The organism is Pseudomonas parafulva, from assembly GCF_002021815.1.
GTDB lineage: Bacteria > Pseudomonadota > Gammaproteobacteria > Pseudomonadales > Pseudomonadaceae > Aquipseudomonas > Aquipseudomonas parafulva_B.
This window is the reverse complement of the sequence record NZ_CP019952.1, coordinates 2,582,307-2,605,751: the sequence shown is the minus strand read 5'-3', so window position 1 is coordinate 2,605,751 and position 23,445 is coordinate 2,582,307. Positions and strand designations below refer to the sequence as shown.

The window sequence follows — 23,445 nt, the reverse complement described above, 5'->3', positions numbered from 1 at the left end:
GGAGGACGCTCAATAGTGCCGCAACATGATTTATACCATTGCCTTCGGCGGTGGAGTCGTAAAGGTGTGGTCGCCGGCCCCTTACAGTTGGACCGTTGACTGGAAGCATCCTTAGCAAACTATACAAAGCGTGCCCTTATATGCCCAATGTTGAGCAATTAACTGGAAGTCAGTGGCTAGTCGAAGCCGGAAAAAGCCAGAAATGATCAGCCAACAAGCATGCCCGAAGCCTTTAAAGACTCTCAGGATCCCCAAAAAACATCTGAATCCTAGACCTCAACCACCGCTCCGCCGGATCATTGTCCTGCGCCCCGCGCCAGGCCATGTGCAATTCAAAACTGCGCACCTCCAGCGGCAGCTCTTCAGCCCGCAACCCACCGGCCGCTGTCAGGGCATCGGCCGTGTAATCGGGCACGGTGGCCACGATGTCGGTGCCGGCCAGCAGGCTGCCCAGGCCATTGAACTGCGGCACGGCCAGGACCACGTGGCGCTTGCGTCCAAGCGCCTGCAGGGCTTCGTCGATGAAGCCCGACAGGTCCCCGGCGAACGACACTAGGGCATGGGGCCTTGCGCAAAAATCATCGAGGCTGATGCTGCCCGGTACGCTGTCGGCCCGCAGCAGCTTCGGCCGGCTGCGGCGCAGCACCTTGCGTTTGGCATTGGCGGGCAGTTCGCTGGTGTAGCTGACGCCGACCGAAATTTCACCGGAGGCCAGCAAGGTGGGCATCAGCAGGTAATTGACGCGCCGTATCACCAGCACGATACCTGGCGCTTCGGCGCGTACGCGCTTGAGCAACTGGGGCAGCAGGCCGAATTCGGCATCGTCCGACAGGCCGATGCGAAACACGGCGTTGCTGGTGGCCGGGTCGAACTCGGCCGCTCGGCTGACGGCCGTGGAAATCGAATCCAGCGCGGGCGAGAGCAGGGCGAAGATTTCGTTGGCGCGGGCCGAAGGCTCCATGCTGCGCCCGGTGCGCACGAAAAGCGGATCATCGAACAGGTTGCGCAGGCGCGACAGGGCGGCACTGATGGCGGGCTGGCCGAGGAACAGCTTTTCCGCTGCACGGGTCACGCTTCGCTCGTGCATGAGCGTTTCGAACACGATCAGCAGGTTGAGGTCTACGCGACGCAAGTCGTTTCGATTCATCGGGGCGCTTCGCCAGAAAAGGAGCAGGGGTGAATATTAAGGCCAAAGGCTGGTAACCTGCACCCATCCAGGGGGCCAATTGCAGGGAAAATGCAGGGCCCAATCGATGACAGGCATGTCGACTATTAATGACCGCGGCTGGTCTGATGGGTAAAGCCCGGATAGAGTCAGTGGTAATTGATGTTTCACGAGGCGAGGTAGGCGATGTCCCGCATGATTCGGTTCCACAAGTTCGGCGCTGCGGATGTGCTCCGTTGCGAGGAGCAGGCTGAGCCGATGCCCGCCGCCGGTGAGGTGCAAATCCGCGTCGAGGCGATCGGTGTCAGCTGGTACGACGCGCTCTGGCGCCAGAACCTGGCGTCCTCCCGTGCACGGCTGCCAGCCGGTATAGGTCATGAAATGGCCGGCGTGGTGACGGCGGTGGGCGAGGCGGTCGACGACATCGTGGTCGGTGACAGGGTCGCGAGCTTCCCGGCCACCAGTGCCAACGATCACCCGGTGTACGGTGACGTCATCGTCTTGCCCCGTTCAGCCATCACCCGCTATCCCGAGGTGCTGACACCGATCGAAGCGAGCGTGCACTATACGCCGCTGCTGATCGCCTATTTTGCGTACGTCGATCTGGCCCGTGCAAAAAGTGGGCAGACGGCACTGGTCACCGATGCCAGTCATTGCGCGGGCCCGGCGTTCGTGCAGCTGGGCAAGGCGCTTGGGCTGACGGTGTTTGCCGCGACCAAGGATGGCGAGCAGCGTGACTATCTGCTCGGCCTGGGCGCTGACAAAGTGATCGTCACCGAGGAGCAGGACCTGGTGATGCAGGTAGGCAAGTACACCGAAGGTCGCGGTGTAGACATGGTGCTCGATGGCCTGGGTGGGCCACAGATGTCGTTGCTCGGTGATGTCTTGGCCCCGCGTGGCAGCCTGGTGCTGTATGGCCTGCAAGGCGGCAACCAGACCCCATTCCCGGCCTGTGCTGCATTCCAGAAGAACATTCAGTTCTACGTGCACTGTATTGGTAATTTCACAGGCAAGCCTGAATTGGGCATCAGCCAGGACCAGGTGGCCTTGCACAGGGCATTGCGCGACATCAACCAGTTCACGGCCGACAAACTGCTTACGCCGCAGATCATCAAGGTGTATCCGTTCGAGCAAGTGGTCGACGCCCATAGGTACATGGACCAGTGCCCTTGCGGCGGGCGCGTGGTACTGGACCTTACGCCAGCCTGACAAGCCACTTGCTGATGGCTCGCTTCACTGGGTGGGCATCTACAGGTCGCTGCCGGCCACATCTGGCTTTACTCGCACATACTCCTCCCAACAGTCAGCCGTCGCCGGCGTGATCCCCGGCGACGGCTGACTGTTCCTGGTTGTTTACTCGCTTCGACCCGTGGCAGGGGGCCTTCGCATGAATTTATAAAAGGATAGGTCCTACAATGGACGAAGACTGATACTACATAAAGTTTCAGTGTTCTCGAGTTGCAGAAATATTTCGCCTCTTATCTTTGATTGAAGTCTTTAAGTTTCAACGTCAAGCTGTCGTTTCATCACTGCTGACTACTTTTTTTCCCCTGATCTGTATCTTTAATTCTTCTGTTGCATATCGATAATGGCGCAATGACAGTTTACGCAAGGAGCGTGATATGAGCAGGGCTGAGCTGGCTGGGCAATGGCGTGAAGGTCCGGTGTGCCATGGGCATGCGGTGAGGGTTTCCGATGTGTGTCGACAGTGAAGGTGAACTTCGTTGTGCGTGAACTGTAACGACCTTTCGGAGTACCCCGGGCCGGTGGATGCCAAGTGCTTTGTGCATCGACTGACCGCATGAACTGGACGAGGTAATATCGTGACGGCTATTCACGATCAGGCTATGCATCATATCTATCGGCAAGTGCTGGAGCGCTTGTTGAATCATATGTCCCAATCACAACGTGCGTCCTTGCAGTTGTTGATTCAGCGATTGCTAATAGCTGCCGGAGGTGCTGAATATATCGGGACATTCCGTGTATTGGTCCTGCATGGCAACGACCGCCGTAGTGCAAGGTTACTGGCCATGCTTCGGGCTGCGCAATTGAGCATCGCCGCACGCGGGCCGGTCACCTTCCAGTTGCGCGTGTTGGTGATCAGTCAACCCGCTCCCAGTTTCAACACCCTGATAGCTCACGAGCGTGCGTTCAATGCCTTGTTCCTGCAGGATGATCCACGCGTTGAGTTGCTTATGGTCCAAGGCCGGGCGGTCAGACCCTTTTCGCGAGACTGGGTGCCCAGCAGAGACGACGCCCCTGCGGCCAGTACTGCCATGCTGATGTTGGGGCATCTGGCACGGACCAGGCCCGAGGGGGTGCTAGGCGCTTGGCTTTATCTGGACCTGGCAACCACATTCAGTGAGGCCGTGCAGTCCCAAACACCTGTCGACGTGATGATCACGGCAATACCGGCGCGAGAGCGGCATCGTTTTCTGGCCTGGTTCCGGCGCATCCTGCACCTTGCAGGCGAAATTGGCTTGCCCGAGGCGCAGCATTGCCTGGCTGCGTTGGCTGACGGCCTCAGTCAACTGTCACGGCGGCTGGAGGGTGCTGGCGGCCAGGAAACCATGCCGGCAGGCCGGGAGGTGCAGGCACGTACACCACTGCGAGTCATGGCGATCGATGAGCTTCTGGCTGACTTGCTTGAAGGGCAGAAACTCGAATCGATGCTCGGCAATGCGTGTGCAGTGCCAGAGGATGCCTATCCATTGGGGGCTTTCGTGGAGCCTGAGGCGTTGGCGCAGGTGCGTCAATTGCAGGGCCGCGCTGAGCAAACCCTGGGGTGCAGGCCTGCATTGTCGCTCAAAAATCAGGTAGACAAACCGGGCCGGGGCCGCGCCGCGCAGGCGGGCGGCGTGCTGGGTTTGAGTCACGATCAGTTGATTTGCCTGCTGTTTGCACCTTTCGCTCGCAGGGGTGAGCATTTGGAGCGCTACCTCAAGTGCCGGCATACCGACATGCTGGTGGCATTGCCCTATTTGCACTACGCCTTACGCGGCGAGCCTTGTCCACAGGCCGTGAAGGCTTGGCTCGTCAATGTCAGTGGCTTGCCTGTTGCACAGCTGCGGGCCGTGTATGAAACCAGCTTGCCTGCCTCGGCCATTCGCGTGTTGAGGCACCTGGCCAGGCGTGACATCAACCTGCGTCTGCTGTGTCAGGCGCCATTGCCGGCGCAGGGCAGTGACGTGGAGTGGTCGTGATGCCGCAGGCCCCGCATCGCGAGTTTGCCTACCGCAAGGTCTACCGGTACATCGAAGCACTCATCGATCAATCGCCGCCCGGCCAACGACAGCGTTTGCCCTCGCTGCGTGGCTTGGCTTCGAGGCTGCGGGTGTCGTTGGGCACTGTTCAGCACGCCTATAACCTGCTGGAGGAAGCCGGTCGTGTTCAGCGCCTGCCCAGATCGGGCTACTTCGTGCACGGTGCGTCAAGCAGCGAGCTGGCCATCGTGCCCCGGCAGCTGCCGGTATTCGAGCCATCGCTGTTCGAGCTGAACTTGCACAACCATGAACGCCGGCTGGCGCGTCAGCGGCTGCGAGCCGTGGGCAGGGGGCAGGATCCGGGGAGCGTGAGATTGCGTCAGGCGCTTGCAGAGCGCTACACCCATTCCAGCAGCCGTTACTGGTGCGCTAAGGATGTGCACGTGGCGCCGGACCTCACTGCGTTGCTCGATACGGTGTGGGCAGCGCTCGAACTTCGGCATGCGACAGTACTGGTTCATTCACCGTGCTGCTGGCAGCTACTGCAGGCGCTCGCCCGGACCGGGGTGCCCGTGCTGGAGGTGCCAGTGGATACTAGAGGTGATCTGAATCTGTATGCGCTGACCTGTCTGTTGGAAAGCGAGCCAGTGGGGCTTGTGGTGTTGCCCTCATGTCTGAGCACGCCACAAGGGCGGTTAGTGTCCTCGGCGGGCCAGCAGCAGTTGGGCCATCTGCTTTCACGCTATCGGGTATGGGTGCTGGAAAGCGACCTGGACAGCGAGCTCTGTCACGCAGGCCCGCCTGTCATACGCCAGCGAGACTGGGTGGATGTCAGGCAACTGTTGGTGGTGGGTGGGTTCGAGGCAGTGCTTGGGCCCGAGGCCCCGTATGCCTACGTACTCGGACCAACCGGTGCACTGACCAGAGGCTTTGGCGAACGGGCTTTCCGCTTGCCACCCTTACGCATGCAAGCGCTGGCCTGCATGTTGGACAAAGGGGAGGTGGACGCACAATGGGCCTGGCTTCGCCAGGCGCTGCAACGCCGTACCCGAACATTGGCACGCGTGCTCGCGTTACGCTTCGGGCCACAGCTGCAACTGCGTTTGCCCGACGGCGGCGGCTTGATCTGGGCAAGGTTGCGCCAGCCTGTGCATTGGGAGTCCATCAGCAAGGCGCTGGCAGGCACGTCGCTGCATGCCATGCCTGGCAAGCACTTCAGCTTGCAAAGCCGCTTTCAGCACCACCTGGCCCTGGGCTGGACCGGCGATGACCCGGTAGAGCTACAGATTGCCGTCGATCGACTGGCTCGGATCGCCGGGCATCCCTGATGACCTTACCAGCCGGCATCGGCCGTGCTGCCACGGTGCGAAGGTGCACGGCCCGACCCGCGGCACTTGTCACATGGGCCCATCTGTATGTATAACCAGTACCCCGTAAAGCTGCCGTCCGACCGATTTCCGTGATTGCCCATTCTGTCGAAGATCCCCTGTATTACCTGCATAACTTCCGCCAGGTCCTGTGCTGGGTGGGGCAGCGCTATGCAGACCTGCTCGATCTGAGCGAGCAGGCGTTCATCGCTGCGTTCGCCGAGTTGGATCCTCCTGCACAAGCGATCATGGTGCGCATGGTCATGCGCAAGGGTGAGCTGTTTCGCGATGATCGCCTGCAGTATGCCGAAGTCGGTGATACCGGGCAGGCTTTGGCACCTCTGATCGGCCTCGGCTGGGTGTGCGAGCCCGAGCACTTGACCCTCGAGCAGTTGTTCACGCTCTTGCGCAAGGATGAACTGGCGCAGTGCTTTGCAGCGCAGCTCAGCCGGCCGCGGGCGGCCAAGCATGAGCTGCTGGCCGAGTTGCAAGCATTGGAACTGGCTCCGCGGTCGCTGCGCCAATGGTTCGCCGACAGTGAGCTGCGTATCGTGCAGTGGTGTCGACAGCCGGTCTGTGACCGAATTCGGCTGCTGTTTTTCGGCAATCTTTATCAAGACTGGTCGGACTTCGTGCTCGCCGACCTGGGGGTGCTGCGCTTCGAGCAAGTAGCGTTCAGCGCTGACTCGCGGGCCTTGCACCAGCGCTCGGAGGTTGATCTGGCCCTGGCGCTGCACCAGTGCGCCGAGCGTCTTGAGGAGGGCGCCGATACCGCTTCGATCCTGGCGACACTGCAAGGCTTGCACAGTGGCAATGCATGGCTAGCCAGGCGCCGGGCGCGGTTGCTGTTCGCGCTGGGCCAGCAGTGCGAACGCAACGGCGAGTGGGATCAGGCCATGGCGGTGTACGCCCAGTGCGCCCACCCCCAGGCGCGCATTCGTCAAGTACGCGTACTGGAGCGCACACAGTCCTGGGAGCAGGCCCATGCCCTGGCTCTGCAACTGGCAGCAGCGCCGGCCAATGCGCTCGAGGTACAGGCGCTGGAGCGCATGTTGCCGCGCCTGGCGCGCAAGCTCGGCGGGCCACCTCAGCGTCGCCAGCGCCTCAAGCCCGTCGAAGTGATGGAGCTGGAACTGCCCAGAGCCCACGCCGAGCTTGGCGTCGAGGAAGCGGTGCGACAGCATCTGGCTGCGGCGGGTGGGGAGGTTCACTATGTGGAAAACACCCTGTTCAACAGCTTGTTCGGCCTGCTGTGCTGGGAGGCCGTGTTCGCCCCGGTCCCAGGAGCCTTCTTCAACCCGTTCCAGTCGGCGCCACAAGACCTGCACGACAGCGACTTCCAGCATCGGCGCAGCCAAGTGTTCGAGCGTTGCCTGAGCCGGCTGGACGACGGGACACATCGGCAGGCCATTCTGGACTGCTATGCCACCAAGCGCGGCCTGCAATCGCCTTTCGTGTTCTGGGGCATGCTCAGTGAAACCCTGCTGGACCAAGCCTTGGGCTGCTTGCCGGGCGCCCATCTGAAGCAGTGCTTTTTGAGGTTGCTGCAGGACATTCGCAACAACCGCACCGGTATGCCGGACCTGATCCAGTTCTGGCCGGAGCAAGGCCGCTACCGCATGGTGGAGGTCAAGGGGCCAGGTGATCGCCTGCAGGACAACCAGCTGCGGTGGCTGGAATTCTGCCGCCTGCATGGCCTGCCGGTCGCGGTGTGTCATGTGCGCTGGAGCGAGGCGGCGTGAGCTACAGCGTAGCCGTACGGGCGTTGTGTGAGTTCAGCGCCAAGGTGGGTGACCTGGACCTGCGCTTCACGCCGTCGCCCACAGCCCAGGAAGGCATTGAAGGCCATCGGCGCGTGGTCGCCCGCCGGGGGGCGGGCTATGAGTCGGAAATCGCCCTTGAAGGGCAGTTTGAAACCCTGCGTGTTCGCGGACGCGCCGACGGCTATGACCCGGCCTGCAACCGCCTCGAAGAAATCAAGACCCACCGGGGTGACCTGGCCCGCCAGCCTGACAATCATCGCCAATTGCATTGGGCTCAGGCCAAGGTCTATGGCTGGCTGCTGTGTCAGGCGCGTGGCCTGTCAGCCCTTGATGTGGCCCTGGTGTATCTGGACGTCGACAGTGACGGGCAGACGCTGATCACCCAGCACTGCACGGCGACTGATCTGCAGGCCTTCTTCGACGACCAGTGCCAACGGTTTCTGGCCTGGGCTCACCGTCAGCAACGACGCCTTGCGCAGCGCGACCAAGGGCTACTGGCGCTGCGCTTTCCCTATCCGCAGTTTCGGCAAGGGCAGCGGCAGCTGTCTGAGACCCTGTACAAGGCCGTGAGCACTGGCCGCTGCCTGATGGCCCAGGCCAGTACCGGCATCGGCAAGACGCTTGGCACGCTGTTTCCCTTGCTCAAGGCCATGGTGCCGCAGCAGTTGGACAAGCTGTTCTTCCTGACAGCCAAGACACCGGGGCGCGCGCTGGCCCTGGATGCCCTTCGCCAACTGACCGATACCCAGGCCCAGCCCGGCTTGCGCACGCTGGAGCTGATCGCCCGCGACAAGGCCTGCGAACACCCGGACAAGGCCTGCCACGGGGAGTCATGCCCGTTGGCGGCGGGCTTCTACGACAGGCTGCCTGCCGCACGCCAAGCCGCCGCTGCCCAGCCCATGCTCGACCGCAGCAGCCTGCGCGCAGTGGCGTTGGCCCATCAGGTATGCCCTTATTACCTGGGGCAGGAAATGGCGCGCTGGGTCGATGTGCTGATTGCCGACTACAACTACTACTTCGATGCCCACGCCTTGCTCTTCGGTTTGGCCCAGGCCAACCAATGGCGTACTGCGGTTTTGGTGGACGAAGCCCACAACCTGGTCGAGCGCGGCCGCAACATGTACAGCGCCAGCCTCGATCAGGGCCAGCTGCAGGCGTTACGCCAACGTAAGCCGGCCGGGCTGACCACGGCGCTGGACCGTCTGAACCGGCAGTGGAATGCGCTGCACAAGGAACAGCGCGCGCCGTACCAGGCCAGTGACGCGTTGCCCCAAGCGCTGCTACGCGCGCTCCAGCAGTGCACCAGCCTGATTCAGGAGCAGATGAACCAATCCCCGGCGCATACCGATCCGCACCTGCTGCAGTTTTTCTTCAACGCGTTGCAGTTCAACCGGGTGGCAGAACTGTTCGACGAGCATTTTCTTTTCGACATCAGCGTGCGCAACGGCCCACGCAATAAGCGCTATTCCACCCTGTGCCTGCGTAACGTCAACCCGGCGCGGCTGCTCGCGCCCCGTATGCTGTCGGCCCGCAGCGTGACCTTGTTTTCAGCCACCCTGAGCCCCCGGCGCTTCTACCACGACCTGCTGGGCATGCCGGCGGACACCGCCTGGCTCGAGGTAGCCGCGCCATTTCGCGCCGAGCAGCTGGAGGTGCGCATCGCAAGTCAGGTTTCCACGCGTTATCAGCAGCGCAGCGCCTCGTTGGCGCCGATCGTCGAGCTGATTGCGCAGCAATACCAGCGCCTTCCGGGTAACTACCTTGCTTTCTTCAGCAGCTTCGAATATCTGCAGCAGGTGGCCGAGCTGCTGGCGCGCCAGCACGGGCAAATCCCCCTCTGGTCGCAAGCCCCAGGGATGGACGAGGGCGAGCGTCAGGCGTTTCTCGACCGTTTCGTCGAGGGCGGCCGCGGCGTAGGGTTTGCGGTGTTGGGCGGGGCCTTCGGTGAAGGGGTCGATTTGCCGGGGACGCGCTTGATCGGCGCGTTCGTGGCCACCTTGGGCCTACCCCAGGTCAACCCGATCAACGAGCAGTTCAAGCAGCGGCTTGGTCGCCAGTTCGGCGCTGGGTTCGACTATGCCTACCTGTATCCAGGTGTGCGCAAAGTCATCCAGGCAGCAGGGAGGGTCATCCGGGGCGACCAGGACCGCGGGGTACTGGTACTTATCGACGAGCGCTTTGCCGAACCCCGTGTTCAGCAGATGTTTCCAGGCTGGTGGCCGCCAGCGATTGCTTGACACTGCAGCGCGGGCCCTTTGCCGCTACTGATGAAAAGGCAGCTTTAAGGCCCTGCGTTCGTTCTGGTGGGCCCTTTGCGGTAAGATCAGCGGCCACACCGTTCCACAATCCGTTGTATTTGAGGGCGGTTGAGCGTGTCAGGTTCGCAGTGGCTTGGCCCGTGCGCTGTCTCCGAGGCCTGAGAATGGGTAGCTTGCACTCATCGTCCGCCTGCGCTGCAACACGGCTACAGGATTTATGTTTTGTCCGAACTTTCGAAAAACCCGCTCTTGCAGTACATGGACCGGCTGGCGCCCTCCAGCCAGCAGACCATGCGCTATATCCTCCAGGACGCTGCCGACCGGCTAGGGTTCGTGGACTGCAACCTGGTCGATGTGCCGTGGCATCAGCTCGAGCCTGGTCATGTGATAGGGCTGGTCGCCGCGCTGCGCAGCGATGGTTTTGCGCCCAATAGCTCGTCGCTGTACGTCAACGCCATCCGCGGCGTGATGAACGAGGCCTGGCGACAGGGCCTGATCGACCACGAGCACCTGCTGCGCATGCGCGAGGTCAAACCTGCCACTGGCTCGCGACTACCGCCTGGTCGCAACCTGCGGCGCAGCCTGATTCGGGAACTGATGGACGTCTGCGCCGCTGACCCGCGCCCGCAGGGCGTTCGTGATGCGGCCATCATCGCCCTGTTGTACGGCACCGGCATGCGCAAGTCGGAATCGGTGGACATCGACCTGGACCAGGTGGATTTCGAGGCGCGCAGTTTGCAGGTGGTGGGCAAGGGCAATCACCAGCTGATCAAGTACGCACCGCCCTGGGCCTTCGAAAAACTGCAGGCCTGGCTTGACCTGCGGCGCGCTGGCTTGCCTGCCGGCGCAGAGGACGATCCGTTCCTGTTCAACCGAATTCGGCGGGGCAACCACATCACCCGGGCTCGCATCACCAAGCATGCGATCTACTACATTGCCCGCCAACGCGGTGCGCAGGTCGGTGTGAAGATCATGCCGCACGATTTTCGTCGCGCCTTCATCACGCGGGTCATCGAAGAGCATGACCTGTCCATCGCTCAGAAGTTGGCGCACCACGCCAACATCCAGACCACGGCCATCTATGACCGGCGCGATGACAACGAACGTCGGCGTGCCGTGGACCGTTTCGACTACTGAACACGCCTGTCCCTTGTCGCAAGACAGCCCACCCCATGCCTAGGCCCACGAGCACCTCAATGGCGCTCGTGCATGCCCTCGGCTAGTGCGCGCACCAACCAGCTGCCCAATGCGGGCGCAGCGCTTTGATTCAAGCATCTACCGCTGAGCTGCCGAATTGGCCCATTCCCTGCTATGTCCACCTCGAGAATTTGATCGAGTGGTCAGGCAGGAACGCGTAGTCGTCCCCGCCCGGTCCCCTCGCAACGGCCATCAGGCCACGCACTACAAGGGCTGCAGGATGATGCTCGCAGAGCCGCTTAAAGCATTGGACGACCCGACCGGGTGGAGCGCTTGTCTGCAATTGCGTTTTGTCGTACGCGAGGATGTGACCCGCCTTGGTGCGCGCCGGCATTTCGGACCTCTTTTGGTGCAGCGGCCATTCTATCCGGAAGGCGCGCCATGCCACGTCTATGTCCTGCACCCGCCAGGCGGCATCGTCGCCGGTGACCGGCTAGAGTTGGACATCAGCCTGGAGCCCGGTAGTCACGCGCTGCTTACCATGCCGGGGGCGAGCAAGTTCTACCGCAGCGTGGGCCCAACGGCGCGCCTGACCCAGCGCTTTCACCTGGCAGCGGGCAGCACACTGGAGTGGCTGCCTCAGGACAGCATCTTTTTCAATGGTGCCAAGGCAACGCTCGAGAGCCGCTTCACCCTCGAAGCCGGCGCTCGACTACTGGCCTGGGAAACCTTGTGTCTGGGTAGGCCGGTCATGCAAGAGCGCTTTGAGCAAGGCGCGCTCGACAGCCTGCTGAGCATCGAGCTTGCAGACCAAATCGGCCTGCACGAACGCTTGCGGGTGCGCGGTGGACGTCTGGAGAAGCTCGGTGGTCATCCGTTGCTGGCAACGTTCTGCGCTGCGCCCGCCAACCAAGACACGCTTGAGGCCATACGCCCGCATCTGGACGCGCTGGGTATCCCGGCAGGCGCGACGCTGCTCGGCTCGCTGCTGGTGATCCGCCTGCTCGATCACGACAACCAACACCTGCAACACACCCTGCAACGCCTTTGGCAGGTGCTGCGTCCGGCCATCCTGGGGCTGTCCGCCTGCCCGCCACGAATCTGGGCCACCTGAAGAGAGTACCGATGGAGCTGACCCCTAGAGAGAAAGACAAACTGTTGCTGTTCACCGCCGCATTGCTGGCCGAACGGCGCCTGGCCCGTGGCCTTAAGCTTAACTACCCCGAGGCGGTGGCGCTGATCAGCGCGGCGGTGCTCGAAGGGGCACGTGACGGGCGTACGGTCGCCGAGCTGATGAGCCTTGGCCGTGAAGTACTGACCCGCGAGCAGGTTATGCCCGGCATCGCCGAGATGCTGCACGACGTGCAGGTAGAAGCAACGTTTCCCGATGGCACCAAGCTTGTGACGGTGCATGACCCCATTGTCTGAAACCCCACCGGAGCCCCTGATGATTCCAGGTGAAATCCAGGTCGCCCTTGGCGACATCGAGCTCAACAGCGGCCGTGCCACCGTCAGCGTGAGCGTTGCCAACCACGGCGACCGACCCGTGCAGGTCGGGTCGCATTACCATTTCTACGAGGTCAACGCGGCCCTGGTCTTCGAGCGTGGCCCCACCCGCGGGTTTCGCCTGGACATCCCGGCAGGTACCGCCGTGCGTTTCGAACCAGGCCAGGCCCGTACCGTGCAGTTGGTCGCCTATGCCGGCAAGCGCGAGGTATATGGGTTTCAGGGCAAAGTCATGGGGCCTTTGGAGCATGAAGCATGAGCCGACTGTCTCGCCAGGCCTATGCCGACATGTTCGGGCCCACGGTAGGGGACCGGGTACGCCTGGCCGACACCGAGCTGTGGGTGGCCGTCGAAAAGGATTACACCCTGTACGGTGAAGAGGTGAAGTTCGGCGGCGGCAAGGTCATCCGTGACGGCATGGGCCAAGGGCAGATGCTGGCCGCCGGGGCCATGGACCTGGTCCTTACCAATGCGCTGATCATCGACCACTGGGGCATCGTCAAAGCTGACATTGGCATCAAGCATGGCCGCATCGCCGGGATTGGCAAGGCCGGCAACCCTGACGTCCAGCCAGGCGTCACCTTGCCGATCGGCCCTGGCACCGAGGTGATTGCGGCCGAAGGCAAGATCGTCACAGCTGGCGGCATCGATTCGCACATCCATTTCATCTGCCCCCAACAGGTGGATGAAGCGCTCAACAGCGGCGTGACGACCTTCATTGGCGGTGGTACCGGGCCCGCCACCGGCACCAATGCCACCACCTGCACTCCAGGCCCCTGGTACTTGGCGCGCATGCTCCAGGCAGCCGACAGCTTGCCCATCAACATAGGGCTGCTGGGCAAAGGCAATGCATCGCGTCCCGAGGCACTGCGCGAGCAGATCGCCGCCGGCGCCGTGGGGCTGAAGCTGCACGAGGATTGGGGCTCGACCCCAGCGGCCATCGACTGTTGCCTGGGGGTGGCCGAGGAGATGGACATCCAGGTGGCCATCCATACCGACACCCTCAATGAGTCCGGCTGCATCGAAGACACCCTGGCCGCCATTGGCGAGCGCACCATCCATACCTTTCACACCGAAGGGGCTGGCGGGGGCCATGCGCCGGACATCATTCGGGCAGCGGGGCAGGCCAATGTACTGCCGTCCTCGACCAACCCCACGTTGCCTTACACGGTCAATACCGTGGATGAGCACCTGGACATGCTGATGGTCTGCCACCACCTGGACCCGAGCATTGCCGAAGACGTCGCCTTCGCCGAGTCGCGTATCCGGCGCGAGACCATCGCGGCCGAGGATATCCTGCACGACATGGGCGCCTTCGCCATGACATCTTCCGATTCCCAGGCCATGGGCCGGGTCGGAGAAGTCGTGCTGCGCACCTGGCAGGTGGCGCACCAGATGAAAAAGCGGCGCGGGCCCCTGGCGCCCGACACGGCGTACAGCGACAACTTCCGGGTCAAGCGGTACATCGCCAAATACACCATCAACCCTGCAGTCACCCACGGCATCGCCCATGAGGTCGGCTCGGTCGAGCCGGGCAAACTGGCAGACCTGGTGTTGTGGTCTCCGGCGTTCTTCGCGGTCAAGCCGGCGTTGGTGATCAAGGGCGGAATGATCGTCACTGCGCCGATGGGCGACGTCAACGGCTCGATTCCAACGCCGCAACCGGTGCACTACCGACCGATGTTCGGCGCCCTGGGCGCGGCCCGCCATGCCACCCGCATGACCTTCCTGCCGCAAGCCGCAATCGACGATGGCCTGCATCAGGCGTTGAACCTGCGCAGCCTGATCGGGGTGGCCCACGGCTGCCGACGGGTGCGCAAGGCCGACATGATCCACAACACCCTGCAACCGGTGATCGAAGTCGATGCCCAGACCTATCAGGTCAGGGCCGACGGTGAACTGCTGGTGTGCGAACCGGCCACCGAGCTGCCGTTGGCGCAGCGCTATTTCCTGTTCTGAAGGAGCCCCGATGTTAGTTCTGACCCGTCGTATCACCGACCCCGGCACCCATGCCGTAACCGGCACTGTCACCCTGGATGTGGACAGCCGCATCAAGAGCCGTTTGCGGGTAACCCTTGACGATGGCCGCGAAGCGGGCCTGATGCTCGAACGGGGGCACTTGCTGCGCGGCGGAGAACTGCTGACGGATGCTACCGGCAGCCAGTTGATCCGGGTGCAGGCCGCGGCCGAAGCAGTCTCGACCGTGCGGTGTGCAGACCCGCACCTGCTGGCACGCGCCGCCTATCACCTGGGGAATCGACACGTACCTCTGCAGATCGAGCCTGGCCTGCTGCGCTTTCAGCATGACCATGTGCTCGATGACATGCTGCGCGGCCTGGGCCTGACCGTGGAGGCCGAACAAGCGCCTTTCGAGCCTGAGGCCGGTGCCTACCAGAGCACACCCCATACCCATGGCCATGATCACCCCTTCGTGCGCCTGCCTGCTCATTCCTGACCCTACTGGAGCTACCTATGAAAAAGACGTTCGCGCTGTTGTTACTGATGCTGGCGTTGCCCGCTTTCGCCCACCCTGGTCACGATACCCACCCGCTACAGGACGGGCTGTTGCACCCGTTGACCGGGCTGGATCACCTGTTGATGCTGCTGGGCACTGGCGTGTTGGCGGCGCTCACTGGCCGCACGTTGCTGCTGCCCTTGGCGACATTGGCGGCGATGTTCGCCGGTGCTGTAGGGGGACACTTGTTCGGCAATGTACTGGGCATGGAAACCCTGATTGCAGGCTCGCTGGTGGTGGCCGGTGCGGCCATGCTGCTGCCAGCACGGCAACTGCTGCTGGCGCTGGCCATGCCGGTCTTTGCGCTGTTCCATGGCTGGGCGCATGGGGTAGAGGCGACGCCCAGCGCGTTCTGGCAATTCAGCGCAGGCTTCGTTGCAGTGAGCGGGCTGTTACTGGCCTGTGGCTACGCAGCAGGCTTGCTGCTGCGCCGCCATGCACGGCTGCAGAAAGCGTTCGGCGGTGGGCTGCTGGCCGGCGCAGCACTGGTGCTGGCCGGTTGATGAGCACCGATCTGGCGTTGCTGCGGTTGCTGCAGCTGGCAAGCCCCGGCTTGCCGGTCGGGGGCTTCACCTATTCGCAAGGCCTGGAATGGGCAGTCGAGGCAGGGTGGGTCAAGGACACAGATGGTTTTGCCGCCTGGCAGCGCGAACAGATCCAGGACACCTTGGCGTACCTGGACTGGCCCGTGCTTGTCCGCCTGTACAACGCCTGCCTGGCCAGCGATGCCCAGGCCTACGCCCATTGGTGCCAGTTCTTGCTGGCCAATCGCGAAACGGCAGAGCTGCGCCTGGAAGAGCAACAGCGTGGGGCCGCCCTGGCGCGACTGCTCGACGGTTGGCAGCTGGCCCAGGTTCCGGCTTGGCGTGACAGCCTGGGGCTCACCCAGCTGGGTGGCATGGCCTGGCTGGCCGTGCATTGGGCGATCCCCTTGCGGCAACTGGCCATGGGCTACGGTTTCGCCTGGCTTGAAGGGGCGGTAATGGCCGGTGTCAAGCTGGTGCCGTTCGGCCAACAGGCTGCCCAGACCCTGCTGCATGCGCTGAGCAATGACTTGCCCGAGGCATTCGACCACGCCCTGACCCTTGGCGACGACCAGCTTGGCGGCGGCTTGCCACTGCTGGCCATCGCTTCATCGCGCCATGAAACCCAATACACCCGTTTGTTCCGTTCTTGAGGACTGCCTGAATGCAAAGCTATCAACAACCCCTGCGTGTCGGTGTGGGTGGCCCCGTGGGCTCCGGCAAGACCGCATTGCTCGAAGCGCTGTGCAAGGCCATGCGCGACCATTACCAGATCGCGGTGGTGACCAATGACATCTATACCAAGGAAGACCAGCGCATCCTGACCGAAGCCGGTGCACTTGAGCCTGAGCGCATCGTGGGCGTCGAAACCGGCGGCTGCCCGCACACGGCCATCCGTGAAGATGCGTCGATGAACCTCGCAGCCGTCGAGGAGCTGGCACGCAAGTTTGGCAACCTTGAAGTCATCTTTGTCGAAAGTGGCGGCGATAACCTGAGTGCGACGTTCAGCCCCGAGCTGGCCGACCTCACTATCTACGTGATCGACGTAGCCGAAGGCGAGAAGATTCCGCGCAAGGGTGGACCCGGCATCACCAAGTCCGATTTCCTGGTCATCAACAAGACCGACCTGGCACCGTACGTTGGGGCTTCACTCGAAGTAATGGAGCGTGACACCCAACGGATGCGGCCCGAGCGGCCCTGGACGTTCAGCAATCTGAAAAAGGGGGAGGGGTTGCAGGCGGTGATCGACTTCATCATCGAGCGGGGCATGCTGGGCGTGCGAACCTGACACCCGCTTGATGGGCAATACCCAGCCAGGCGGGTATGCCAGGCTGGGTAGACGCGACCCGGCAGCGCATCAGCCTGAGTGCGCGACGTGCTCCGGCGTCAGTTCATCCTGGAAATCCTCCTCGCCAGGCAATGCGGTGATCACGCTGAAGTCACTCACCTCGACCTGCCCACCGCCATAGCCCAGCAGGTGGAAGGAGAAGGCCTTGCGCTCCACCGGGTTGTCGAAACCGAACTCCATCTCCAGCGGCTCGTCAGCGGTGACCCTGACTTCCTCGGGCAAGCCTAGCGGCACATCCTGCTCCAGTTGCTTGGCCTTGAGCTGGATATACGCGGCGTGCCTGGCGTCCAGCGCACGCACCTTGACCCTGACCCGCGTGCGCGAGCCCTCGGGCATTTCCAGGTACTGCGCGCCGATCAGGTTATCGGCCCAATCGTCATGGATGCGCTTGCGCAACTGGATGGGTGAAGGCCCGCCAAATTGATAGCGCAGGTTGAGGGGGCTTTGCATCAGCGACTGGTCCAGTACGCCGGCCAATGCCCCCATCTGCTGGCCCAGTGCGCTGTCGCCCTGGTCCAGGTAGCGGGCCTGATCGGCAATGAAACCTTCGCTGGCGTAACGGCGACAGCGCTGCTGGAAATCGCACTCGGTAAACACGCCCTTGCCGTTGTGGTAGCGGAGCATGCCATTGGTGAACGAGATCATTTCACGACCGGTGTCGTAGTCTCGGTACATCGACCGCCCGCCAAGGGCCAGCGGGATGGGCAGCGCGAAATAGTCCAGCAGCGAAGTGGCCAGGTCGACATGCCCGTAGGTGCCGCCCTTGAGGTGAGGTAACTGGGCCTGATCGGGTGCGAGGGTCAGGTTGAAGCCCCAGGAAGAGGCCAGACGCACCCCATCGATGCCGTGGGATTCATCCGAGGTGATTACCACCAAGGTGTCCTTGAGCACGCCCCGGCGCTCCAGGTTATCCAGGAAGGCCCCCAGGGCATCGTCCAGATAGGCCACGGCGGCCTGCTTGGGCGTGTCGAAGCGCGCCAGGTAATCGGCAGGGGCGGAGTAGGGCTGGTGGGTGCCGACGGTGAGCAGGGTGAGCATCCACGGTTTGTCTTGCTTGCGCAGTTGCCCGACGTAATTCAGTGCGCCCTCGAAAAAGGCTCGGTCATCCTTGCCCCACGGGAAGTCCAGGTAATTGCGGTTGGCGAACCACTCCACGCCATGTACCGAATCAAAACCTATGTGGGGCATGATGCGGTCCTTGGCCATGAAACGAAGCCCAGCGCCCTGCAGGTAATGGGTGGTAAAACCAGCCTGGCGCAACTGTGCCGGCAGGCAGGCCTGGTTGCGCTCGGCCTGGGTCAGCAACTCCACGCCCTTGGGCGTACCGTTGGCCAGCTTGTCGTAGTCGCCACAGAGCATTGCATACAAGCCGCGTATGGTCTGATGGCTGTGCAGGACATAGTCCGGGGTGTTCATGCCCCGCGCTGCCCATTGGCTCAGGCGCGGCATCAGGTCTTCGTCGAAGCGGCTGTGCAGCGCCTCGCGATTGGGGCGCAGGTAGGCACCCGGTATGCCCTCGAGCGTGATGACCAGCAGGTTGCGCGCGCTGCCCGGGCCATCGAGCAGGCGTTGGCCGTTGAGGTCCGACTGGGTGAGGCCGGCGCTCGGCAGGGGGGTGAACGGCGTCGCTTGGCCGCTCCAGCGTTGCACCTGGCGCTGCACATCGCCCACCGCCGCAGAGACGAGCTGATGGCCCAGGTTGTATTGGCGCCACTGTTCGGCATCGGAGGGTGCCAGGTGTTGGCTGGCCCAATGCACGCCGAACAACGCCAGGACCGCCATCCACGCCTTGCGTGGCAGCGATCGGCCAGGCTGTGTACGCGTCTTCCACGCCCAGGCCAGCCAGGCCAGCAGCCCGGCACCCAAGGACCAAGGCAGCCAGGCGTGGGCCAGACCGCCCCCGGTGGAGTTCTCCATAAACTGCGGGTCGACCAGATAGGCGAGGTCTGCGCTGGTGGGCAACCGTCCCACCGCGCTGACCAGTTCGGCCGAGGCGACCCAGAGGAGGGCCCACGCCAACAGCACCGGCAGCGCCAGCCACCAAGGCCGGCGGTGCAAAAGCAGCACCAGTGCGCCGCCCAAGGCCAGGTCGGAGAGATAGCCAAGCGGGTTGGACCAGCCCAACACGGCACGTGCGCCCAGAGGTAGCACCAGCACCAACACGGCCAAGGCGGCGAGCCGCTGGTGTGAGGGGTCTGAAAGGCTCTTCACAAAAATCTTTCCTTTGCCATTAAATCGTCATCAAACTGTGGCTGATGATAACAGGCCGAGGCCGGGCAAGGCGGGCGTGCAAAGCGCGGGCACACAAAAGGAGGCCCGCGTAAGCGGGCCCGGTGCGTCGTTCATCAGAAGTAGTAAGGGAATTTGAGGCTGAACGAGAAATCGGGCGCATCATCTGTCAGCCCAATGGACAGGTTGGGCACGATCGTGAGGTTGTTGGTCGCCGCAAACGTCATGCCGACGTTGAAGTTGGCCGCGTTGTAGTCGCTGTTGGAGACCGATTGCCAGTCACCACCGTCGGGCTTGATCTTGCTCTTGCGTCCGAACTGGTCGGAGACCGAGAACGACATGCTCATCTTCTCGTTCAGCGCGAAGGCAATACCCGCACCGATCTGCCACGAGTCGCCCAGCTTCACGTCACCTGGGACCTTGCTGTCGACCTGCGGGCTGATGTCGCTGAAGGAGTCTTGCAGGTTGTATGTGTAGGACAAGCTGCCGAACAGCACGGCCGGATCGAACGTCTTGACCAGCGAGATACCCGGCGTGATGGACCAGACCCCATTGCCGGTCGGCAGGCTCTCGGGCACGGAAAGGTTGTCGTTGCCCGCCACTTCGCGCAGCTTGATCCCATAGGGGTCCTTGCCGGTCGGCGCCTTGACCCGCAGGGTGGCCACGGCGTCTGGCCAGGTCTCGGATTCGTCCAGGAACTTGTAGGCGACACCTACGTTGATATCGCCGATTTCCGGGTCCCGCGTGACCGTGGCATCCGAGATGCTCGGCCCGGCACCGCCGGCGCCGCCAGACGAATAGGTGGACTCGCGGTAGATGACCGGGACGTTGATGTCGAACTGCCAGCGCTGGTCCAGGTTATAACGTGCCGTCAGGTCCAAGGTCCAGTTGTCAGCCTTGATCCGGTCCAGGTTGATATTGCCCAGGAAGATCGAATCCAGCGCCAGGAAGCCGTTGAGGGTCAGGGCGCGGGTGTCGTAGTGGGTGTAGGTCAAGCCGGTTTCGAGGCTGAACTTGCCACCCCCGAAGAACCCGCTGGCCTCGTCGTACAGGTTGGAGACGCTTTGCGCAGGCTCGGAGTCTGCGGCCAGCGCCTGTCCATACGAACTGCCGGTGGTCCCAGGCGCCCCGGCAGCGACGGTCTGGGCCCCCTTGACCCGTTCGCTGGGCGATCGCACCAGGCGTTTTGGCGGGGGCGCGGCCGGGGTTTCTTCGACCTGGCGAACCCGCTGCTCCAGCACCATCAGCGCCTGCTGCTGGGCTTCATAGCGGCGCTTGAGTTCGGTCAGTTCCTGTTTGAGTGCTTCTACTTGCGGATCTACAGCGGCGTACAGCGATGTGGCGGGTGCCAAGGTTGTCAAACACACAACCGCTTTGAGTGCTAACGATCGTTGCATGAAGATGCCGTCCCTTCCGACTGCTGTGATGAGACTGAGCGTAGATCAGTATCCGACAGAGCGAAGCCCTTTGAGCTGGTCCAGGCTGCCATTTAGCGAAGCGGCAGTCGGCAGGTTCTGGCGCATGACCACGTTCAGGGAGGTGACGTTGTTCACCAGGTTGCCATTGCCAAGCACGGTGGTGTTCTGCATCAACCCGCCCTGGGCCAGGCGCTGCACGCTGCTGCCCTGGTTGGCGTTGGCGTCTATGTTCATTTGTACGCCCACGCCTGTGGACGATACGCTCAGCGCGCCGGCACCGTTCTCGGCCATCAGCGTCTGCCCAGCGGCCAAGACCTGGCCATGGGGCTGCACGGCGGGGGCCTGATCGGCCTTGGTCACGTTGACGTTTACAGTGTTGTTCGCACTGTTGTCGTCGCCGGCCGCGCGGACCACCTGGGTCACTCCCTGGGTGGTGCCGAGCCCGGCACCGCCGCTCACCGTGCCGCTGCCTTGGGCGACCGGCTGGGCACCTCCCTGGGCCGTCGGCGCGCCGTGCTCATCGATTAGCGAGACATAGAACTGCGGCTTGATCGTGGCCTCTTGCACCTGCAAGGTGCTGCTGGCGCCTATCACTTCACCGCGCGCGTTCTGCCAGGTGCTGCTCATGACGATGCCAAAACTCACGATTCGGCCCGGCATCACGTAGCGCCCACGCAAGCTCGCCAGCTCCTGGTCCTTGAGCTCGATGGGGTGCAGCACTTCGGCGTGGACAGGCAGGCAGGCCGTCATGCAGGCCAGCACCAACCAGGTAGGGGTCTTCATGCAATGCTCCCCGGCGCATCATGCACCTTGTTCTTGGAAGAGGCGTTAGAAGAAATCGCTTCGAATGAAGCCGTAGTCCAGCAGATCGGCATCCTTGACCGGCGTGAAGCCGTCCAGGCGGCCTTTGGCCGTCAGCGGCAACGGAGGGTCGAGCAGGGCGTTGTGCTTGTCGTAGCCCTGGCCGATCACCGCGAAGATGATGCCGTTCCAGCCCTTGAGGAAGTCCTCGGTTCTGTAGCGCTTGTGCCCCAACACCGGATCGCCGATGTAGACCCAGCCGCGGTCGACCTTCTGCATGACCACAAAATGCTTGTAGCCGCGGATGTCCATCAGCACCACCACCGGGATTCGTACGCTGTTAAGGGTCTCGGGTGCCACCCGGTATCCCCGGGCGCGCATGCCCAGGCTTTCCACGTAGCGCTTCATGTCGAGCATCGAAAACCCCTGGGTGCGGACCAGGTCCTGGTCGGCATGGGTCAGCATGCCTTCGATGATCTGGTGTTCGTCCACGTCCAGCCAGTAGGCCTGACGCAGGATGGTTGCCAGCGCGGCAGCGCCGCAGCTGAAGTCGGTCTTCTGTTGCACCAAGTCGGCGAACTTGCGTTCGCGCATGCTCTGGATGGGCTTGAACACCACCGCACCGCCGGGCAGGACGGACAGGGGCATCTGGGCTGCTTGACCCATGCTGGCCAGGCACAGCAGGAACGCCAGGGCGAATACGCGCATGATCGACGCCTTTGGATGCGTTGAAGATAGGCCCCCTGAAAGGGGGCCTTGGGTCTGGCATCAGAACGAGGTATTGGAGATAGCCAGCGAGTTGCTCTGCTGGTTGCCGACACCGGCCGCCACGTTCACGCCCAGGTTGCCGCTGCCGCCATTGACCGAACCGCTAAGGGTTGCAGTGTTGGTCACAGGGTTGGCCCAGCCGGTCGGGGTCAGCACTTGGAAGGACACGGTATTGCTCAAGTCGTAAGCGCTGCTTTCGCTGTAGCTCTTGGCCACGTCGTTGGAGGACTGACTGGAGGTTTCGCCAGACTTTTCAAACGCCGAAGCCGAAGCGTTCTCGTAGGACGAGTCATGGGACTTGGTGTACGACGAGTCCCGCGAATGGTTATAGGCCGACTCGCTCGACTTGTCGTAGTTGGAGTCGAAGGCTTTCTCGAACGAAGAGTCGTAGGCACTTTGCTGCGAGGTGTTTACCGAGGCATCCAGGGATGCATTGAGTGAACCGTCGACGCTGCTGGTGCGGGTGCGCTCGCGATCACCGTTGGTCAGGGTCAGGGTACGCGTGGCATCGGCAGCCGCTGCCAGGCTGGCACTGAGGCTGGCGCTGCTCGAAGCGCTGGCGCTGCCGCTGGCCGAACCGTTCATGCCCCAGCTGTTGGAGCCACTGGCACTGGCACTGTTGGAGCCGCTGGCGTTATTGGCACTCGAACCACTCGCATTCCAGCCGCTGGAGCCGCTGGAGCTGGCACTTTGCGAGCCCGCCAGGTTGAAGCTGGACGAGGCACTGCGGTCATCGGTCGAGTTCAGCGTACCTTCACGCGAGCTGGAACCGGTGGCCGAGGTGGTGAAGGTCAGGGTATCGACACGGTAAGTGCGGTCGGCCCCATTGTTGACCACAAGCCCAGGACCGTTCTGGTCGGCCTTGGCCGTAGCCGTGGCGTTGCCGATACCGGCATTGGTATTGGCGATGGCCATGCTGTTTTTCTGCTGGTTCAGGTCGCCGCCGGCAATGTTGATGCCTACGTTGCCCGAGCTGCCTTCGCCAGAGCCGCTCATCACCGCCGAAGACTGGGTCGACCAGTTGTCGACACGGTTGTTGTTGCTGTACTGGCTGACGTCAGCATTGGCTTGCGCGGTGCCGAAGACGAAACTGTTGTCCAGGGTAGAGTCGGCAGCGGCGTTGGCGATGGCCGACGCGTTGCCCTGCTGGTTACCGTTACCAGACGCCACGTTGACACCCACGTTGCCACTGGCGCCAGTTGCCGAGCTGCTCATTTCAGCTTCGTTCACGGTGCCCTGGTTGGTGATGGTGTTGCCGGTGCTACGCTGGGTGTCCAGCGCATCGGCCTTGGCCGAGATAGGCAGCCAGGTGGTGCTGTTGCCGTTGTAGCTGCGACGGTTCTGATCGGCTTGTACAGCAACGGCCATGACCGCAGCAATTGCGAAAACCAGAGGCTTGAGTGCCATCGAAGGTTTCATGGTGATTCTCCGTACTCTAAAGGT

Annotated in this window: 20 protein-coding genes; 14 read left to right on the top strand and 6 right to left on the bottom strand. The window is 62.7% G+C overall.

Annotated elements, in window-relative coordinates; genetic code table 11:
- Positions 1-232 precede the first annotated feature (232 nt).
- The gene (locus tag B2J77_RS11625) at positions 233-1,147 is read right to left on the bottom strand and encodes a LysR family transcriptional regulator (RefSeq protein ID WP_058605121.1); all 915 of its coding nucleotides are present in this window, start codon (positions 1,145-1,147) and stop codon (positions 233-235) included.
- Between the two features lie 204 nt (positions 1,148-1,351).
- Here B2J77_RS11625 and B2J77_RS11620 point away from each other — a divergent pair, with 204 nt between their 5' ends.
- From B2J77_RS11620 to ureG, 14 genes are all read left to right on the top strand, one after another.
- Positions 1,352-2,374, top strand: a complete 1,023-nt coding sequence (locus B2J77_RS11620) for a zinc-dependent alcohol dehydrogenase family protein (protein WP_078478700.1) — start codon at positions 1,352-1,354, stop codon at positions 2,372-2,374.
- 614 nt (positions 2,375-2,988) lie between these two features.
- Positions 2,989-4,368, top strand: coding sequence for a hypothetical protein (locus tag B2J77_RS11615; RefSeq protein ID WP_078478699.1), 1,380 nt, complete (start codon positions 2,989-2,991; stop codon positions 4,366-4,368).
- On the top strand, positions 4,368-5,696 hold the full coding sequence (locus B2J77_RS11610; protein WP_058639355.1) for a GntR family transcriptional regulator: 1,329 nt from the start codon (positions 4,368-4,370) through the stop codon (positions 5,694-5,696). The genes B2J77_RS11615 and B2J77_RS11610 overlap by 1 nt, the downstream gene beginning before the upstream one ends.
- Before the next feature lie 131 nt (positions 5,697-5,827).
- Entirely contained in the window at positions 5,828-7,477 is a 1,650-nt protein-coding gene (locus B2J77_RS11605) for a VRR-NUC domain-containing protein (RefSeq protein ID WP_078478698.1), read from the top strand.
- On the top strand, positions 7,474-9,735 hold the full coding sequence (locus B2J77_RS11600; protein WP_078478697.1) for an ATP-dependent DNA helicase: 2,262 nt from the start codon (positions 7,474-7,476) through the stop codon (positions 9,733-9,735). Before B2J77_RS11605 ends, B2J77_RS11600 begins: the two co-directional genes overlap by 4 nt.
- Before the next feature lie 243 nt (positions 9,736-9,978).
- On the top strand, positions 9,979-10,893 hold the full coding sequence (locus tag B2J77_RS11595; protein ID WP_078478696.1) for a site-specific integrase: 915 nt from the start codon (positions 9,979-9,981) through the stop codon (positions 10,891-10,893).
- Positions 10,894-11,173: 280 nt separating this feature from the next.
- Entirely contained in the window at positions 11,174-12,007 is an 834-nt protein-coding gene (locus B2J77_RS11590) for an urease accessory protein UreD (protein ID WP_078478695.1), read from the top strand.
- 11 nt (positions 12,008-12,018) lie between these two features.
- The gene (locus tag B2J77_RS11585) at positions 12,019-12,321 is read left to right on the top strand and encodes an urease subunit gamma (protein WP_003253929.1); all 303 of its coding nucleotides are present in this window, start codon (positions 12,019-12,021) and stop codon (positions 12,319-12,321) included.
- Positions 12,322-12,340: 19 nt separating this feature from the next.
- The gene (locus tag B2J77_RS11580) at positions 12,341-12,658 is read left to right on the top strand and encodes an urease subunit beta (RefSeq protein ID WP_078478694.1); all 318 of its coding nucleotides are present in this window, start codon (positions 12,341-12,343) and stop codon (positions 12,656-12,658) included.
- A complete protein-coding gene (gene ureC / locus B2J77_RS11575) occupies positions 12,655-14,358 on the top strand; it encodes an urease subunit alpha (RefSeq protein WP_078478693.1) in 1,704 nt (567 codons plus the stop codon). The genes B2J77_RS11580 and ureC overlap by 4 nt, the downstream gene beginning before the upstream one ends.
- 10 nt (positions 14,359-14,368) lie before the next feature.
- On the top strand, positions 14,369-14,854 hold the full coding sequence (ureE, locus tag B2J77_RS11570; protein ID WP_078478692.1) for an urease accessory protein UreE: 486 nt from the start codon (positions 14,369-14,371) through the stop codon (positions 14,852-14,854).
- Between the two features lie 17 nt (positions 14,855-14,871).
- Positions 14,872-15,417 carry a HupE/UreJ family protein gene (locus tag B2J77_RS11565; protein WP_058639348.1) on the top strand — a complete coding sequence of 182 codons (546 nt, stop codon included), beginning with the start codon at positions 14,872-14,874 and terminating at the stop codon, positions 15,415-15,417.
- On the top strand, positions 15,417-16,091 hold the full coding sequence (locus B2J77_RS11560; RefSeq protein ID WP_058605132.1) for an urease accessory protein UreF: 675 nt from the start codon (positions 15,417-15,419) through the stop codon (positions 16,089-16,091). Before B2J77_RS11565 ends, B2J77_RS11560 begins: the two co-directional genes overlap by 1 nt.
- Positions 16,092-16,102: 11 nt before the next feature.
- Complete coding sequence (ureG, locus tag B2J77_RS11555; RefSeq protein WP_027915537.1) at positions 16,103-16,726, top strand: urease accessory protein UreG; 624 nt, start codon at positions 16,103-16,105, stop codon at positions 16,724-16,726.
- 69 nt (positions 16,727-16,795) lie between these two features.
- Here ureG and B2J77_RS11550 read toward each other — a convergent pair whose 3' ends face one another.
- From B2J77_RS11550 to B2J77_RS11530, 5 genes are all read right to left on the bottom strand, one after another.
- Complete coding sequence (locus tag B2J77_RS11550) at positions 16,796-18,997, bottom strand: LTA synthase family protein (protein ID WP_078478691.1); 2,202 nt, start codon at positions 18,995-18,997, stop codon at positions 16,796-16,798.
- Positions 18,998-19,131: 134 nt separating this feature from the next.
- On the bottom strand, positions 19,132-20,412 hold the full coding sequence (locus B2J77_RS11545; protein ID WP_078478690.1) for a hypothetical protein: 1,281 nt from the start codon (positions 20,410-20,412) through the stop codon (positions 19,132-19,134).
- A gap of 45 nt (positions 20,413-20,457) precedes the next feature.
- Entirely contained in the window at positions 20,458-21,216 is a 759-nt protein-coding gene (locus B2J77_RS11540) for a hypothetical protein (RefSeq protein WP_078478689.1), read from the bottom strand.
- Positions 21,217-21,261: 45 nt separating this feature from the next.
- Entirely contained in the window at positions 21,262-21,942 is a 681-nt protein-coding gene (locus tag B2J77_RS11535) for a C39 family peptidase (RefSeq protein ID WP_058605137.1), read from the bottom strand.
- A 60-nt stretch (positions 21,943-22,002) separates the two neighbouring features.
- The gene (locus tag B2J77_RS11530; RefSeq protein WP_078478688.1) at positions 22,003-23,421 is read right to left on the bottom strand and encodes a heme utilization protein; all 1,419 of its coding nucleotides are present in this window, start codon (positions 23,419-23,421) and stop codon (positions 22,003-22,005) included.
- Between the last annotated feature and the right edge of the window lie 24 nt (positions 23,422-23,445).

Excerpts from the sequence above, each read along its gene's own strand:
- B2J77_RS11625 (WP_058605121.1), bottom strand. The coding sequence starts at position 1,147 with ATGAATCGAAACGACTTGCGTCGCGTAGACCTCAACCTGCTGATCGTG.
- B2J77_RS11620 (WP_078478700.1), top strand. The coding sequence starts at position 1,352 with ATGTCCCGCATGATTCGGTTCCACAAGTTCGGCGCTGCGGATGTGCTC.
- B2J77_RS11610 (WP_058639355.1), top strand. The coding sequence starts at position 4,368 with ATGCCGCAGGCCCCGCATCGCGAGTTTGCCTACCGCAAGGTCTACCGG.
- B2J77_RS11590 (WP_078478695.1), top strand. The coding sequence starts at position 11,174 with ATGATGCTCGCAGAGCCGCTTAAAGCATTGGACGACCCGACCGGGTGG.
- B2J77_RS11585 (WP_003253929.1), top strand. The coding sequence starts at position 12,019 with ATGGAGCTGACCCCTAGAGAGAAAGACAAACTGTTGCTGTTCACCGCC.
- B2J77_RS11580 (WP_078478694.1), top strand. The coding sequence starts at position 12,341 with ATGATTCCAGGTGAAATCCAGGTCGCCCTTGGCGACATCGAGCTCAAC.
- ureC (WP_078478693.1), top strand. The coding sequence starts at position 12,655 with ATGAGCCGACTGTCTCGCCAGGCCTATGCCGACATGTTCGGGCCCACG.
- ureE (WP_078478692.1), top strand. The coding sequence starts at position 14,369 with ATGTTAGTTCTGACCCGTCGTATCACCGACCCCGGCACCCATGCCGTA.
- B2J77_RS11565 (WP_058639348.1), top strand. The coding sequence starts at position 14,872 with ATGAAAAAGACGTTCGCGCTGTTGTTACTGATGCTGGCGTTGCCCGCT.
- B2J77_RS11560 (WP_058605132.1), top strand. The coding sequence starts at position 15,417 with ATGAGCACCGATCTGGCGTTGCTGCGGTTGCTGCAGCTGGCAAGCCCC.
- ureG (WP_027915537.1), top strand. The coding sequence starts at position 16,103 with ATGCAAAGCTATCAACAACCCCTGCGTGTCGGTGTGGGTGGCCCCGTG.
- B2J77_RS11545 (WP_078478690.1), bottom strand. The coding sequence starts at position 20,412 with ATGCAACGATCGTTAGCACTCAAAGCGGTTGTGTGTTTGACAACCTTG.
- B2J77_RS11540 (WP_078478689.1), bottom strand. The coding sequence starts at position 21,216 with ATGAAGACCCCTACCTGGTTGGTGCTGGCCTGCATGACGGCCTGCCTG.
- B2J77_RS11535 (WP_058605137.1), bottom strand. The coding sequence starts at position 21,942 with ATGCGCGTATTCGCCCTGGCGTTCCTGCTGTGCCTGGCCAGCATGGGT.
- B2J77_RS11530 (WP_078478688.1), bottom strand. The coding sequence starts at position 23,421 with ATGAAACCTTCGATGGCACTCAAGCCTCTGGTTTTCGCAATTGCTGCG.